The following is a 14,004-nucleotide window of genomic DNA, read 5'->3' on the forward strand; positions in this document are numbered from 1 at the left end:
CCGCGGTTCTGATTCAAAAATCAGAACCGCGAGACTCTATCCCAGCCGCCAGCCGACCTCTTCCGTAAAGCTCTTGTAGAACTCCGGGGTGTAGGCTTTTTCCGGGGCCTGCCGCACCCGCTCGTCGAGCTTGTGAGCGTCGTCACCGACGAGAATCCGCCAGCGCTCGGCCTTGACGCCGTCGAGGATGATCTTTGCCGCGGCCGCCGCCGTGGTCGGCGCCTCGTCGTGGAAGGTGCGTGCACGGTCGAGCGCGATCTGCTGGATGTCGTCGTCCGACATCGGCGCGGTGTCGATGCCCATGCCCTTCAGGCGCTGCCGCGTCGCCAGGATTTCATTCGGGCTCAGTTCTTCGGATTCCGATCCGCTCTGGATCTTGCGCGAATTGGAGACGATCGAGGTGCCGATATGCCCGGGCATAACGACGGAGCATTTGATGTGCGGCGCGTTGAGCCGCAGGTCCGTCATCAGCGCTTCGGTAAACCCTTTCACCGCGAACTTGGCGGCGCTGTAGGCGGTGTGCGACGCGCCCAATCCCACGGACGCCCAGAAGCCGTTGACGCTCGACGTGTTGACGATGTGGGCCTCGTCCGCCTTCATCATCAGCGGCAGGAAGGTGCGGACGCCGAGATAGACGCCGCCCCAGCAGATGTTGAAGGTGCGCTCCCACTGCTCGCGCGTGTTGGTGAACAGGCTGCCGCCGCCGCCGATGCCGGCGTTGTTGAACAAGAGATGGATCTTGTCGGTCGCCTGCTGCTCGATCAGCTCATCGCGAAAACGCTGCAGATGAGCCTCGATCGAGACGTCGGCGACATGCGTGGTGACGCGCAGCCCCTGCGGCAGCTTTTCCGCCTCGCACAGCCGCTTGGTCTCGGCCATCGCCTCCAGGGAAACGTCGCACATCGCGACATTGCAGCCTTCGGCCACGAGCTGGCGCGCGAGTTCGCGGCCCATGCCCGTGCCACCTCCGGTGATCACGGCAAACTTTCCGGCAAAGTCCTTCATTGAGATCGTTACCTCGGTTTTCAATTTTTGAGTTGGGGCTCTCATGGCAATGGAGCCCGTGCGAACAGGACAGTAACAGTTCGCGACTGCCGGTAAAGCCGCCTGCGAAGCCGATGGTTCGATGGACTCGCGAACGTTTTCGCGCGGCGGAATTTACTCCGCCGCCTCGCGAGAGCCGCCCAGCGCGCTCAATCCTTCAAGCGCCTTCCGGATGGCGGCCTGTTGCGCGGGCGATGCTTCCGGCATCGGTGCGCGAGAGAAGGTTGGCGGCAATCCCTGCAGCGACTGTGCGTAGCGCGTGCACGCCGGCAGATTGTCGGAGACGATGGCGTTCCACAGCGTCAGCAGTTTTTGGTGCAGCTCCAGCGCGCGGACGTGGTCGCCCGCCTTGACTACGTTCCAGAGTTCGACGGAAGCGTGCGGCGCGGCGCTCAAGATCGCCGCGATCGACCCATGCGCGCCGAGCGTGTAGGACGGATACATCAGCGCATCGACGGCGCTGTAGATCAATTTGTCCGGCGCCATCATCATGAGATCGGCGAACAGTTTCAGGTCGCCGGCACTCTGCTTGACGCCGACGACGAGCGGCACCTCGTTCATGATACGAGTCAGCAGCGCCGGCGAGAGATAGGACCACGGCACCACGTTGTAGATGATGATTGGCATGCCGGTTTCGTCGGCCATGCGGCGGAAGTGATCGACCATCGCCTGCTCGTCCGGCTTGAACAGATAATGCACCGGCGTCACCTGCAACGCGGCGACGTTCATGTCGCGCACCAGTCTGCCGCGCCGGATCGCATCGCGCGTGGAATCGACGATGATGCCGGCGATCACGGGCGCGCGCCCGTTCGCGGCTTCCACCGTTGCCGCCACCAGGTCGCGATACTCCTCGTGGTCGAGCGTATGCCCCTCGCCGGTCGAACCGCCCGCCGCCATGCCATGGCTGCCGGCGCCGATCAGCCAGTCGACCTGGGGAGCAACGAGTTTGAAATCGATCTCGCCGTCTTTCCGGAACGGCGTGGTCATCGGCGGTATCACGCCGGTGGGACGTACTTTCATGGGCTGGCCCTCGCGTTTCCATCCGCTATGGGTGGGGTGTTTCCCCCACTTGCCGGCGAGCCTATCGAAGCTCGACGTTACGATCCAGTTGCGGAATTGGCATGGCAGGTCACATGATCCTGGCTACGCAGGATCTGTAAAAAAAAGCCGTGAGACACGCTTCAGCCGCGCTTGCCGCCCGCGACGTAGCCGGCGGTGACCTCGTCCTTATGCGCGGCAAACGCTGCCAGCACTTCGGCCTTCTCGCGCTTCGGCACCTTGGCGAAACCCAGCGTCCGGCTGAGCTCGGCCGCGACCTCTCGAATTCCACCGGCAAGATCCGAAGGTTGCGGTGGGCCTCCTCAAGACCTAGCGGCGTCGCGCCGGGCCTGGTGGCCGTGAACTGGAATGGTCCGCCTGAAACGTTGCAGACCCAAAGCGTCCGCATGAACGTGAGTCCGGGCAGCCTTTGCAGGTTGCAAGTCAAAGCGTCGCTTCAATCTCGGCAGGGCCGGAAATGAGGCCACAGGGTGCGCCCCCGCGCTCGTTGAACCTTTGGCCTCCGCCGACGACCTACTGACCAGAGGCAGTGTCAATCCAGAGGAGACCGCCGTGAGCCAGTGGCGCGACAGCATGGTTGATCGACCGGAAACGAGCGGTGTGGCTTACCTGACCGGTTGGACCGTCAGCGGAGTAGCTGTACTCGGGGCCATCGTGGCCGTCTGGGTGCTCGGCATCTAGCGACGGTCAAGACCACAAGGAATGACAGGAATCGTCGGGACGGCTTGCCCCCGCCCCCGCTAGCTCGCCAATCCTGCGCCCACACGCCAACTTGGCCGCCCGCACCTAGGGCTTGTTGAAAAAGTAGGCGCGTTTGCCAGCGCTTTCTCCGCGTACTGGTCGCGATCGCAACGGTGACCGCCTGGACTGTTGGTAACATCAACCGTTGCCCAATTACACCTCACGAAACCGGTGCTCCGTACCCTACCCTTTGTTGGGGGCGGCCATGGATCTATTTCGAGCTGAGAAGATTGCCAGCGTTCGGGACCAATCAAACCATGACTGCCGTTTCTGCGGCGGAAGGCTCACTCTCCTCAAAACGATCATGGAATCTGAGAGCGGAGTCGTCATTCATATATTTGAATGCGGACAATGCGGAGAGCGCATTTGGAAGGACTAGGCCAGAAGTCCGCTCTGCTTTTTTGAGTCGGTCCCCGCTCGTCGCAAAGGTCCTCGATCTCGTGGAACGACCGACGAACAGAAAATGCAAACCGCGTGTAAACGGGCGGCTGGCTGTAAACCGGTCGCCCCAAAGCGGCGTTGAAAATGTTGGGTAAATTGGTCGGAGCGAGAGGATTTGAACCTCCGACCCCTAGTCTCCCAGGCGCGGGTGTCACTTTGAAATCAGTGCGAAATTTTGGCAACCGCTATGTTGGAGCCACATTGAATTCTTTGAGTTTTTGGTTTCGTTTGGAAACCGAAATCACTCTCCTGTGCGACTCATAAAGGCGCAGATGTCGGCTTTTGGGATAAGCAGAAATCTGATGCTTGATCAGAGCATTGCTGGTTTTTGACCCTTGGCAGACTGGCCAATGCAAAAAGGTTGAGTCCTGCTTCCATAGCAGTAGCCCCGACAGCGCTTTGAATACGAAACGCCGTATCTCGCCAACGCGACCTTTTATGAGCGCTTAAGCTCCGTGAATGCAGAAAGATCGCTGCAGGGCTCGGTACCGAGACTGATTTCGTGTACTTTCCCGCGTTCGTAAGTGAAAACGCGATTATCTCTCACTAGAATTCCGAACGGATTATCTCGATAAATAGCGACACAAACGGTTGGGATGGTACCTCCCCGAAATAGTCCACCATATCGCTCGTACGGCGGAGTAATTTTTGCATCGCGTACCACATAGCGATTATGAGTACGAATGTACTCGGCAACGAGCACTCGGTAGTTACTGGGTAGCGCAGCCGACGCCGCGGCCGTTTCCTTCGGATCTGTTGTTGGAGGCGGAATCAACCGCGTGTGCATCGCGTCGCTGGCGCATGCAGCTAACGTACATCCACCAACGACAATGCTGCTCACAGCAGCTAGTGCCTTCCACCGCCGCCACCATTGCGACATTGACGCTCCCCAAATCCACTACGCAGCAGCCGGCAACCCAAATACAACCATGACGTGATAGTCAACACATTTTGGGCGCAAGCGGTGGAAGAGCCTCTGAATAGACGAGGCAAGGTTGGCTCTCACGAGAAAGGCGGCCAGCATGTCACCTGGGTCGGATGTTCGCTCTTAGCCCGACTCGGACCTCCGGCGACGCCCGCTTTCGCGCTGCTTTAAGGGGCATAGCAACCTCAGAACTCCTGATCCGAGCCACGCTTAGGCCCAATCGCAAAGCCCGCCCACTGGTAAAGCCGGCGCGACACTTCCTTCTTGATACTTTCAATCTGGAAAAGAGTTTGTTGGCGGCCGGTGCTGATCTCCGGCATGTGCGCTGAGTCTCAGGCTCCAGCAGTGGTCAGGCCCTGAGTTTTACTTTCGACCTGCGCATCAGCCTACGCATTCACCGCACGACGAATTATGCCATGAACAAACGCGAGCAGTGATTGTATTTCGTTATTCCAACCGTCGTGCCGATTATCGAAACGAGATAGAACGGCCGGCGTCCTTTCGTTGAAAACACCGAGGAATCCGGAAAAATTGTCAACCAAAGCCGTAGTTGATAATTTGGGACTAGAGCGGCCGGCTTTGTAAGGTGTTGAACTTATTTGGAAAATTGGTCGGAGCGAGAGGATTTGAACCTCCGACCCCTAGTCTCCCAGACTAGTGCGCTAACCGGGCTGCGCCACGCTCCGATGCCGTTCCATTAGCTGCGATCAGCGCCCGGCGCAAGGCGCGCGAGCGGCCTCATTGAGGGCCGGCAGCCGGCCAGTTCCACCAGCCCCCTTCAGCCATCCTTCATTGCATTGTCCAGCAATTGACGGCAGGCGACCAGGTCTTGCAGCACCCGTTCGAGGCGCTCGCGGTCTGCGTCCGAGGGCCCGGGCTTGGCCTTGGCGAACGGCAGCAAAATGCCGTCGTCGTCGGTATCGACAAAGCGGTAGTCGATTTCCTTCTCTTCGGTCTCGTAATCCTCGTCGTCGGCATCGACGGTCGGCGTCTCGCCCTCCTCGGGCTCCTGCAGGCTGAGACTGACCGCCTCCTCGACCGCGCCGAAGGTAACGGCGGAAGTCTGGTCGGCAAGGCCCTGCACCGATTTGATGCCGTGCTCTTTGAGGATCCGCTGCACGCCGCGGATGGTGTAGCCCTCGCCGTACAACAGCCGGCGAATACCCTTGAGCAGGTCGACGTCGTCGGGGCGGTAGTAACGCCGCCCGCCGCTTCGCTTCATCGGCTTGATCTGGGCGAACCGCGTCTCCCAGAACCGCAGCACGTGCTGGGGGATATCGAGTTCTTCAGCGACTTCGCTGATGGTACGGAACGCATCCGGCGCTTTGTCCAAATGCTCGCTCCTCTCAACTCGTGTTGTTTGTGAAGACGATTACGCGGTCTTGCTACGCGGCCTTCGTACTCGGTCGTGGTACTCGGTCTTACTAGTCGGTCTTGCCCTCGCCATTGCCGACCGCGTGGCCGTTGATCCGCTGCTTCAGAATAGCCGACGGCTTGAACACCATCACGCGACGCGGCGAGATTGGCACTTCAGTACCGGTCTTCGGGTTACGTCCGATCCGCTGACCCTTCTTGCGCACCATGAACGAGCCGAACGACGACAGCTTCACCGTCTCGCCCTTCTCCAGGCAGTCGGTGATCTCTTTCAAAACGAGTTCGACAAACGCCGACGATTCCGTTCGTGACAGGCCTACCTTCTGGTAGACCGCCTCGCACAAATCGACACGTGTGACTGTTTTTCCGGTCCCGGTCATCGCCTGCCCCGCACTCTCGGCGAACAATTTATTGCCTGAAATTAGGAGGTTAGCACGCAATGGTCAACAGTGAGCATCATGCATGCGCATGGAACACGCTGCAATTTAACCGGTATTTTTACGCAGCGCTTACCAGCGCACGAGCGCGGAACCCCAGGTAAAGCCGCCGCCCATGGCTTCGAGCAGCAGCAGATCGCCTTTCTTGACGCGTCCGTCCTTGACCGCGACCGCCAGCGCCAGCGGAATCGACGCGGCCGACGTATTGCCGTGCAGATCGACGGTCAACACCACTTTCTGCGGTGCAATATGAAGCTTGTTCGCCGAAGCATCGATGATTCGCTTGTTGGCCTGGTGCGGAATGAACCAGTCGATATCGTCGGCCGTCAGGCCGGTGGCGTTGAAGGCATCGACGATCACGTCGGTGATCATGCCGACAGCGTGCTTGAACACCTCGCGGCCTTCCATCCGCAAAAGGCCAACGGTCTGGGTTGAGGACGGACCGCCGTCGACATAGAGCTTCGACTTGTGGCGGCCGTCGGAACGCAAATGCGTCGTCAGCACGCCGCGGTCGCTCGATTTGCCCGGTTCCGTCTGCGCCTCCAGCACGACCGCGCCGGCGCCATCGCCGAACAGCACGCAGGTTCCGCGGTCGTTCCAGTCCAGAATCCGCGAAAAGGTCTCGGCGCCGATCACCAGCGCGCGCTTGTAAGAGCCTGCGCGCAGGAAATTGTCGGCGGTCGCCAGCGCAAAGACGAAGCCGGAGCAGACCGCTTGCAGGTCGAAGGCCGCGCCGTGGTTGATGCCGAGGCCCTCCTGCACCGCCACCGCGGTGGCCGGAAAGGTGTTGTCCGGCGTCGAAGTCGCCAGCACGATCAGGTCGATCGCTTGGGCGTCGAGCCTCGCATGATGCAGCGCCGCGCGCGCAGCCTTGATCGCCAGATGCGAGGTGAACTCGCCCTCGGCGGCGACGTGGCGCTCGCGGATGCCCGTGCGCTGCACGATCCACTCGTCGGACGTATCAATGCGGCTCGCCAATTCGGCATTGGTCAGAATCCGCTCCGGCAAATATGAGCCGCAGCCGAGCACGACCGAACGTATTGCAGTCACGACACAACCTCCTGCGCGATCTGCGCCTGTACCAGCGCACTGATCTTGGTGAGGAGATCGCAGCGGACCATCTCATAGCCAACATCAACTGCGTAGGCAAAGCCTTCGGCGTTGATTCCGCCGTGGCTCTTGACAACCACACCTTTCAGTCCAAGCAACACACCACCATTGGATTTGTTCGGATCAAGCTTGTCCCGGAGCGCCTTGAAGGCGCTGCGGGCGAACAAATAGCCAATCTTGGATTGCCAGCTGCTCGCCATCGCATTGCGCAGAAAATCCGCCATCTGGCGTGCGGTGCCTTCCGCGGCCTTCAACGCGATGTTGCCGCTGAAACCTTCCGAGACGATCACATCAGCCGCGCCCGCGCCGATCCCGTCACCCTCGACGAAGCCGAGATAGTCGAGCTCTGGAAGATTCATCGCGCGCAATTGTTCCGACGCCTTGCGAATCTCCTCGCCACCCTTGACCTCCTCGACCCCGATATTGAGCAGGCCGACGGTTGGACGCTTCAGGCCGAACAGCACGCTCGCCATCGCGCTGCCCATGATCGCGAGCGACACTAGATGATGCGCGTCGCCGCCGATGCTGGCACCGAGATCGAGTACGACGGAATCGCCGCGTGCCGTCGGCCACACGCCGGCAATGGCCGGCCGGTCGATGCCGGGCATGGTGTGCAGATGGAAGCGCGCCATCGCCATCAGCGCGCCGGTATTGCCCGCGGAAACCGCCACGTCGGCCTCGCCCTTCTTCACCGCGTCGATCGCAAGCCACATCGACGAGTTCTTGCGGCCGCGGCGCAGGGCCTGGCTCGGCTTGTCGTGCATGCTGACGGTGACGTCGGTATGGACGACGCGGGAGGCCTTTTTCAGCGCCGGATATTTGGCAAGCTGCTCATCGATCTGCTTGCTGTCGCCATAGAGCAGAAATTCGCTGTCGGGATGCCGTTTCAAAGAGATGGCGGCGCCGGGAACGACGACCGATGCGCCGACATCGCCACCCATGGCGTCAAGCGCGATTCGAACCTTTTGCGGCATGAACGTCCCGGAAACCTGATCTCTTGCGGCCCTCGTAGAGCCCGGCCGCGCACTGGAATGGCACCGCCAAAGCGATGCTCGGCAAAGCGCAATACCACGCCCCCGCCGGGCCGCGACAATAGCGTGTCCCTGTCCCGACACAACCTCTTGACCACGCTCTTTTGGCGAAAGCCAAGCGCTGTGGCCGGAAATCAAGAGTGCAAAATATCCCGATATGATTCAATGCCTTATGGGACATTCCTGGCGGGATATCACAGCCACCTCGAACCGGTGGCAGCTTCGCCGGCCACTTTAACTGCCGGCTACTTGCCCTTGGGCTTCCTGGTGCCCGATTTTTTCGGTTCTGCCTTCAACGCCTTGAGCGCCGCGAACGGGTGATCCTCGGGATCGGCGGCTTCAACCACCGGCTCAAATACGGCGCCGGGTTTGCGCGGATATGGATCGACCGCGAGATACAATGCGTCGGTGGCGACCCGGCCGAGATCGATTATGCCGTTCTCGATCGGTTCCGGAGGATCGGGTGTCTCCTCGTCGCTCGCCTCGGCCTCATCGACCAGCGCGGCCATCTGCGGGATCTGCTCGGGCGGTGCGAAGGTCAGATCGATCGGCTCGTCGATATCGGTCTCGATCTCCTCCAGCGTCACCACGCAGGTCTGTCCGATCCGTGCCCGCACGTGGCCGGCCACGTGGAAGCGGCCGCCGCTCTTTGGCGTGACGTCGAACGAGGCCTGCGCCGAAAGAACCTCACGCAAGCCTCCGACATCGGCCACCGCGTTGCGGATGGCCTGATCGGCCTCGATGTCGCGGTGCAGGCCCGTCTCCGGTATCTGCGCTACCGCGACGGGGACGCGCCATGGGTCGGGCTTCTCTGTCGTACCAGTCTTGCTCATTGCTGCGCGCCATTCTCCGGCAGGGGAAACCTGGCTGAACCGCTCGCCAGCGTCGCCTCGTCCTGGCTGTCGAGAGCGGCCATCGCCGCCTCGGCATAGGCAGCAAGTAAGCGGGCCTTCTCGATGTTCTCGCCGTTCAGGATATTCTTGCATATCGCCTGCGCCAGTGCCTCGCGGCCCTCCGTCAGCGCAAAGTCATAGGCCGCCGTCCGGCCATAGAAGGCCTCGCCGAAGGCCTGCATGCGCTTCGGCACCGTGAGGTCGCCGACCCCCATCTCGCGCAGATTATCGTCCATATCGTTGCAAAAATGGTCGAATAGCCCCTGCGACAGGGCTGTACCGCCCTCCACCGACTTCAGGCGCCGCAAGAACAGCCACAAATGCAGCAGAAGCAGGTCAAAACGGCCGTTAACCGTGTCCGGAACCCCAAAGTCCCGGTAAAACAACGGTTCTCGCGCCTGCGTCACGATCATGCCATAGATGGCCTCGATGGTGCCGCGCAACGGCGTCCGGGGTTTCCTGAAGTGATTGAATGGCCAAAGCATTGTGGGTTCCGCGAGCGGGCCCTCCAGATTCTTTGCCCGGAGTCCACGCATGTTGCAATCCTGCGTGCTGCCCGGTACGTCAACGCACCGCGCGATGCAAGAGGACGGGCTAATTCCTGAGATGACCGAGATGAGCCAGCTGAGCACCTGTGTGCCCTCGCGTCGCCGCCTGACCGTGCGTCGGCGCGGTTTTCGCGCGGTTGCAGCCGTGGCACTGATTTGCGCGGCGCTCGCCGGGTGCACCGGCGAGCAGTTCCAGAAGGGCTATATCCTGCCGCCCAACGCGCTGGAGCAGATCCCGATCGGCGCCAGCCAGGACCAGGTGCTGATCGTGATGGGAACGCCGTCGACGGTCGCGACCCTGAACGGCGAGGTGTTCTATTACATCTCGCAGCGCTCCGAGCGCAAAGTCGCGTTCATGAACCAGCAGGTCGTCGACCAGCGCGTCATCGCGATCTATTTCGACAAGAACCGCCAAGTGCAGCGGCTCGCCAATTACGGATTGCAGGACGGCAAGATCTTCGACTTCATCAGCCGCACCACGCCCACCTCCGGCCAGGAACTCAGCTACCTGACGCCGCTGTTCAAGCTCTTGAGCTTCAACTAGAGCCCGGTCAGCTCTGATTCACTCTGTTCCGCGACGCGGAAATCCTGCGCCAAGTCGTCCGCTTGCCCTCTGCGCGTGCGCTGCCTACGGTCCCTGCCAACAAGAACCAAGGCAGGGAGTGAACTTGTGACGATTAAAGCTATTTCGCGACGCCGCGTTTTGACCGGAGCTGCAGCCGTTTCGGCGGCGGCAATCTTGCCGCGCGCGAGCTACGGCTCCGACTGGCGGCCGACCGAGACCGTGCGTCTCATCGTGCCGGCAGCGGCCGGCGGCAGCACCGACGTGATGGGACGGCTGCTGGCTGCGCATCTGCAGACCGCGTGGGGCCAGTCGGCGGTCGTGGAAAACCGCTCCGGCGGCGGCGGCACCATCGGCACCGCCGAAGCCGTGCGGGGCAAGGCTGACGGCCACGTCATCCTGGTCGGCAATCCCGGACCGAACGCGATCGCCTACAGCATCTTCCGCAACATGACCTACAAGGCCGACCAGTTGCAGCCGGTCAGCAACATGATCCGGATTCCGAACATCGTGTCGGCGCATCCGTCCACGGGCATCAAGACGATCGGGGAATTGATCGCCTACATCAAGGCCAATCCGGACAAGCTGACCTACGGCTCCTCCGGCGTCGGGCAGAGCCCTCACCTTACCGGCGCCTGGTTCCTGCAGCTCACCGGCCTGAAGATGGTCCATGTGCCGTTCCGCGGCGCAGGTCCTGCGCTGCAGGCGGCGCTGGCGGGCGATATCCAGATCCTGTTCGACAACCTCTACCCGACGCTGCCGCAGACGCAGGACGGCAAGCTCACCGCGCTCGCGGTTACCACGACCGAGCGCAGCGCATTGGCGCCGAGCATTCCGACCATGCGCGAGAGCGCGCCCGAACTGGCGAAGTTCGACGTCTCGTCCTGGTTCGGCATCTTCCTGCCGAAGGCCACGCCCGCTCCCGCGGTCGAGGCGCTCAACAAGGAGATCAAGGCGATGCTGGCGCGCGAGGACATCAAGACCACCATCGGCAAGATGGGCGCAACTGCCGACTGGGGCACGCCGCAGCAATTCTCCGACTTCGTGCAGGCGGAGACGGCGAAATTCGGCGAGATCATCAAGCGCGAAGGCCTCCAGATGGACGCGGGCTGAATCCCGTGCTTTCGGTCAGGATGATTTGTTGATCTTCTTGATCTTGGCATCGGTGGCTTCAATCGACATCGCCAATTCCAGGATCGCTTTCGACAGCAGTTCGGCGGCCTCCTTCTGATCCTGCGACTTGGAAGCGCGGAGCGCATAGTTTCGGGCGGATGACAGCGACATCGATCAATCTCCATGTTATCCGCCAGTCTCTGCGGATTCGTTGAACATGCTGGTGGTTTAGCTTCAACCTGCACAGAATCAAAAACCCCGCGGCTCACACCGCGGGGTTTTTCTTTTCGTTCAGCTTCTCGCGCTCAGTGCGCCAGGATCGCCAGCAGCAACAGCGCCACGATGTTGGTGATCTTGATCATCGGGTTGACGGCGGGACCCGCCGTATCCTTGTAGGGATCGCCGACAGTGTCGCCGGTCACCGCCGCCTTGTGGGCGTCGGAGCCCTTGCCGCCGTAATGGCCGTCTTCGATGTACTTCTTGGCGTTGTCCCAGGCGCCGCCGCCCGAGGTCATCGAGATCGCGACGAACAGACCGGTCACGATCACGCCGAGCAGCATGGCGCCGACGGCGGAGAACGCCGCCGACTTGCCGGCCGCGCCGCCACCCGCGATCGCGTAGATCACGAAGTAGACGAAGATCGGCGACAGCACCGGCAACAGCGACGGGATGATCATTTCCTTGATCGCCGCCTTGGTCAGCAGGTCGACCGCCTTGCCGTAGTCCGGCTTGTCGGTACCCTGCATGATGCCGGGCTTCTCGCGGAACTGACGCCGCACTTCCTCGACGATGGCGCCGGCCGCGCGGCCGACCGCCGTCATGCCCATCGCGCCGAACAGATACGGCAGCAGGCCCCCGAACAAGAGGCCGACCACCACGTAGGGGTTGTTGAGCGAGAAGTCGGGCAGCACGCCCTGGAAGTACGGATGCTTGGCAGAGTTGGCGATGAAGAACTTGAGGTCTTCATTGTAGGCCGCGAACAGCACCAGCGCGCCGAGACCGGCTGAGCCGATCGCGTAGCCCTTGGTGACCGCCTTGGTGGTGTTGCCGACCGCGTCGAGCGCGTCGGTCGACTTGCGCACTTCCTTCGGCAGGCCGGCCATTTCGGCAATGCCGCCGGCGTTGTCCGTGACCGGACCGAAGGCGTCGAGCGCCACGATCATGCCGGCCAGCGCCAGCATCGTCGTGGTCGCAATCGCGATGCCGAACAGGCCGGCAAGGCTATAGGTGATGAGGATGCCGGCGATGATGACGATCGCGGGCATCGCGGTCGATTCCATCGAGATCGCCAGACCCTGGATCACGTTGGTGCCGTGGCCGGTGACCGACGAAGCGGCGATCGACTTTACCGGGCGATAGTCGGTGCCGGTGTAGTATTCGGTGATCCAGATGATCAGGCCGGTGACGGCAAGGCCGACGATGCCGCATTCGAACAGCGCCAGGCCGGTGTATTTCACGCCCGCCAGCGGGCCGAAGCCGATCAGCCAGTTGATGACGGCCGCAACGCCGAGCAGCGACAGGACGCCGGTTGCGATCAGGCCCTTGTACAGCGCGCCCATGATGGACTGGCTGGCGCCGAGCTTGACGAAGAAGGTACCGATGATCGAGGTGATGATGCAGACGCCGCCAATGGCGAGCGGCAGGGTCATCATCGGCACCAGCAGCGGCGAATTCGCGAAGAAGATCGCGGCGAGCACCATGGTGGCGACCGCAGTCACCGCGTAGGTCTCGAACAGGTCGGCCGCCATGCCGGCGCAGTCACCGACGTTGTCGCCGACGTTGTCGGCGATGGTCGCCGGGTTGCGCGGATCGTCCTCAGGGATACCGGCCTCGACCTTGCCGACGAGGTCGCCGCCCACGTCAGCACCCTTGGTGAAGATGCCGCCGCCGAGACGGGCGAAGATCGAGATCAGCGAGGCGCCAAAGCCGAGCGCCACCAGCGCATCGACGACGACACGGTCATTGGCCTTCAGCCCCAAGCCGTGGGTGAGATAGGCGAAATAGATGGTGACGCCGAGCAGCGCGAGACCCGCGACCAGCATGCCGGTGATGGCACCGGCCTTGAAGGCGAGCTCGAGGCCGCCGGCCAGCGAGGTGGTCGCGGCCTGCGCGGTGCGCACGTTGGCGCGGACCGAGACGTTCATGCCGATGAAGCCCGCGGCGCCCGACAGCACCGCACCGATCAGGAAGCCGATCGCAACCAGCATGCCGAGGAAATAGGCCAGAAGGGCGAAAATCACGACGCCGACCATGGCAATCGTCATGTACTGGCGCTTGAGATAAGCCTGCGCGCCTTCGGCCACCGCGGCCGCGATTTCCTGCATGCGCGGATTGCCGGCGTCCGATTTGAGAACGGAAGACGTCGCCCAAATGGCGTAAACGATCGAAAGCGCTCCGCAGAGCACAATCACCCATAATGCTGTCATAGAAGTTGCCTCAGATGCTGGTTTTCCGCCCCACGCCATCCCGCGAGCGCGGCCGGCGCTTATTATGGAGGCCTTCCCTGCCCAAAAGGGTGACCTCAAATCGGCGGGACCATGCCAAAATCGTCTCCCCGGCGCAACGCCGCGGAGGTCAGAATCCGTCGATTTTTGAAAGGATTCACCGGTAAACCGGGCCAGCCAAATGTCGTCCGCGCGGCGGCGGGCGCTAGCCCCTGAGGTGGCCTTGGGCCCAAAATACAAGAACCCGCCCAATCCTATCAGGATCGAGCGGGCTCACTAGCC

General features: G+C 61.9%; 13 protein-coding genes and 1 tRNA gene. 2 read left to right on the plus strand and 12 right to left on the minus strand.

Annotated elements, in window-relative coordinates:
* Positions 1-36: 36 nt before the first annotated feature.
* The 10 genes from KIP88_RS36250 to KIP88_RS36295 form a co-directional block, all read right to left on the minus strand.
* Positions 37-1,005 (minus strand): SDR family oxidoreductase, encoded by a 969-nt coding sequence (locus tag KIP88_RS36250; RefSeq protein WP_214492957.1) that lies wholly within the window; start codon positions 1,003-1,005, stop codon positions 37-39.
* 153 nt (positions 1,006-1,158) lie between these two features.
* On the minus strand, positions 1,159-2,064 hold the full coding sequence (locus tag KIP88_RS36255) for a dihydrodipicolinate synthase family protein (protein WP_214492958.1): 906 nt from the start codon (positions 2,062-2,064) through the stop codon (positions 1,159-1,161).
* A gap of 2,331 nt (positions 2,065-4,395) precedes the next feature.
* Complete coding sequence (locus KIP88_RS47935) at positions 4,396-4,530, minus strand: hypothetical protein (protein ID WP_283848559.1); 135 nt, start codon at positions 4,528-4,530, stop codon at positions 4,396-4,398.
* Positions 4,531-4,818: 288 nt separating this feature from the next.
* Positions 4,819-4,896, minus strand: a tRNA-Pro gene (locus KIP88_RS36265).
* Between the two features lie 92 nt (positions 4,897-4,988).
* Positions 4,989-5,543, minus strand: a complete 555-nt coding sequence (locus KIP88_RS36270; RefSeq protein ID WP_214492959.1) for a MerR family transcriptional regulator — start codon at positions 5,541-5,543, stop codon at positions 4,989-4,991.
* A 91-nt stretch (positions 5,544-5,634) separates the two neighbouring features.
* On the minus strand, positions 5,635-5,964 hold the full coding sequence (locus tag KIP88_RS36275; protein ID WP_214492960.1) for an integration host factor subunit alpha: 330 nt from the start codon (positions 5,962-5,964) through the stop codon (positions 5,635-5,637).
* Between the two features lie 129 nt (positions 5,965-6,093).
* Positions 6,094-7,071, minus strand: a complete 978-nt coding sequence (locus KIP88_RS36280; RefSeq protein WP_214492961.1) for a beta-ketoacyl-ACP synthase III — start codon at positions 7,069-7,071, stop codon at positions 6,094-6,096.
* Positions 7,068-8,105, minus strand: coding sequence for a phosphate acyltransferase PlsX (gene plsX, locus KIP88_RS36285; RefSeq protein ID WP_214492962.1), 1,038 nt, complete (start codon positions 8,103-8,105; stop codon positions 7,068-7,070). The genes KIP88_RS36280 and plsX overlap by 4 nt, the downstream gene beginning before the upstream one ends.
* A 302-nt stretch (positions 8,106-8,407) precedes the next feature.
* On the minus strand, positions 8,408-8,995 hold the full coding sequence (locus KIP88_RS36290) for a DUF177 domain-containing protein (RefSeq protein WP_214492963.1): 588 nt from the start codon (positions 8,993-8,995) through the stop codon (positions 8,408-8,410).
* Positions 8,992-9,540 carry a ubiquinol-cytochrome C chaperone family protein gene (locus KIP88_RS36295; RefSeq protein WP_214492964.1) on the minus strand — a complete coding sequence of 183 codons (549 nt, stop codon included), beginning with the start codon at positions 9,538-9,540 and terminating at the stop codon, positions 8,992-8,994. The genes KIP88_RS36290 and KIP88_RS36295 overlap by 4 nt, the downstream gene beginning before the upstream one ends.
* Before the next feature lie 130 nt (positions 9,541-9,670).
* On the opposite strand from KIP88_RS36295, the gene KIP88_RS36300 reads away from it, so the two are divergent.
* A complete protein-coding gene (locus KIP88_RS36300) occupies positions 9,671-10,147 on the plus strand; it encodes an outer membrane protein assembly factor BamE (protein ID WP_374226552.1) in 477 nt (158 codons plus the stop codon).
* 126 nt (positions 10,148-10,273) lie between these two features.
* Complete coding sequence (locus tag KIP88_RS36305) at positions 10,274-11,278, plus strand: tripartite tricarboxylate transporter substrate binding protein (RefSeq protein WP_214492965.1); 1,005 nt, start codon at positions 10,274-10,276, stop codon at positions 11,276-11,278.
* A 15-nt stretch (positions 11,279-11,293) separates the two neighbouring features.
* Here the strand turns inward: KIP88_RS36305 and KIP88_RS36310 are convergent, their stop codons facing one another.
* The gene (locus tag KIP88_RS36310) at positions 11,294-11,449 is read right to left on the minus strand and encodes a hypothetical protein (protein ID WP_214492966.1); all 156 of its coding nucleotides are present in this window, start codon (positions 11,447-11,449) and stop codon (positions 11,294-11,296) included.
* A gap of 134 nt (positions 11,450-11,583) precedes the next feature.
* Entirely contained in the window at positions 11,584-13,704 is a 2,121-nt protein-coding gene (locus tag KIP88_RS36315; protein ID WP_214492967.1) for a sodium-translocating pyrophosphatase, read from the minus strand.
* Positions 13,705-14,004 lie beyond the last annotated feature (300 nt).

Origin of the sequence: Bradyrhizobium sp. SRL28, assembly GCF_018596315.1 — a bacterium.
Taxonomy (GTDB): domain Bacteria; phylum Pseudomonadota; class Alphaproteobacteria; order Rhizobiales; family Xanthobacteraceae; genus Bradyrhizobium.

Bases quoted from the DNA above. Each gene is read 5' to 3' on its own strand.
- plsX (WP_214492962.1), bottom strand. From the start codon at position 8,105: ATGCCGCAAAAGGTTCGAATCGCGCTTGACGCCATGGGTGGCGATGTC.
- KIP88_RS47935 (WP_283848559.1), bottom strand. From the start codon at position 4,530: ATGCCGGAGATCAGCACCGGCCGCCAACAAACTCTTTTCCAGATTGAA.
- KIP88_RS36310 (WP_214492966.1), bottom strand. From the start codon at position 11,449: ATGTCGCTGTCATCCGCCCGAAACTATGCGCTCCGCGCTTCCAAGTCG.
- KIP88_RS36250 (WP_214492957.1), bottom strand. From the start codon at position 1,005: ATGAAGGACTTTGCCGGAAAGTTTGCCGTGATCACCGGAGGTGGCACG.
- KIP88_RS36290 (WP_214492963.1), bottom strand. From the start codon at position 8,995: ATGAGCAAGACTGGTACGACAGAGAAGCCCGACCCATGGCGCGTCCCC.
- KIP88_RS36300 (WP_374226552.1), top strand. From the start codon at position 9,671: ATGAGCCAGCTGAGCACCTGTGTGCCCTCGCGTCGCCGCCTGACCGTG.
- KIP88_RS36315 (WP_214492967.1), bottom strand. From the start codon at position 13,704: ATGACAGCATTATGGGTGATTGTGCTCTGCGGAGCGCTTTCGATCGTT.
- KIP88_RS36255 (WP_214492958.1), bottom strand. From the start codon at position 2,064: ATGAAAGTACGTCCCACCGGCGTGATACCGCCGATGACCACGCCGTTC.
- KIP88_RS36295 (WP_214492964.1), bottom strand. From the start codon at position 9,540: ATGCTTTGGCCATTCAATCACTTCAGGAAACCCCGGACGCCGTTGCGC.
- KIP88_RS36275 (WP_214492960.1), bottom strand. From the start codon at position 5,964: ATGACCGGGACCGGAAAAACAGTCACACGTGTCGATTTGTGCGAGGCG.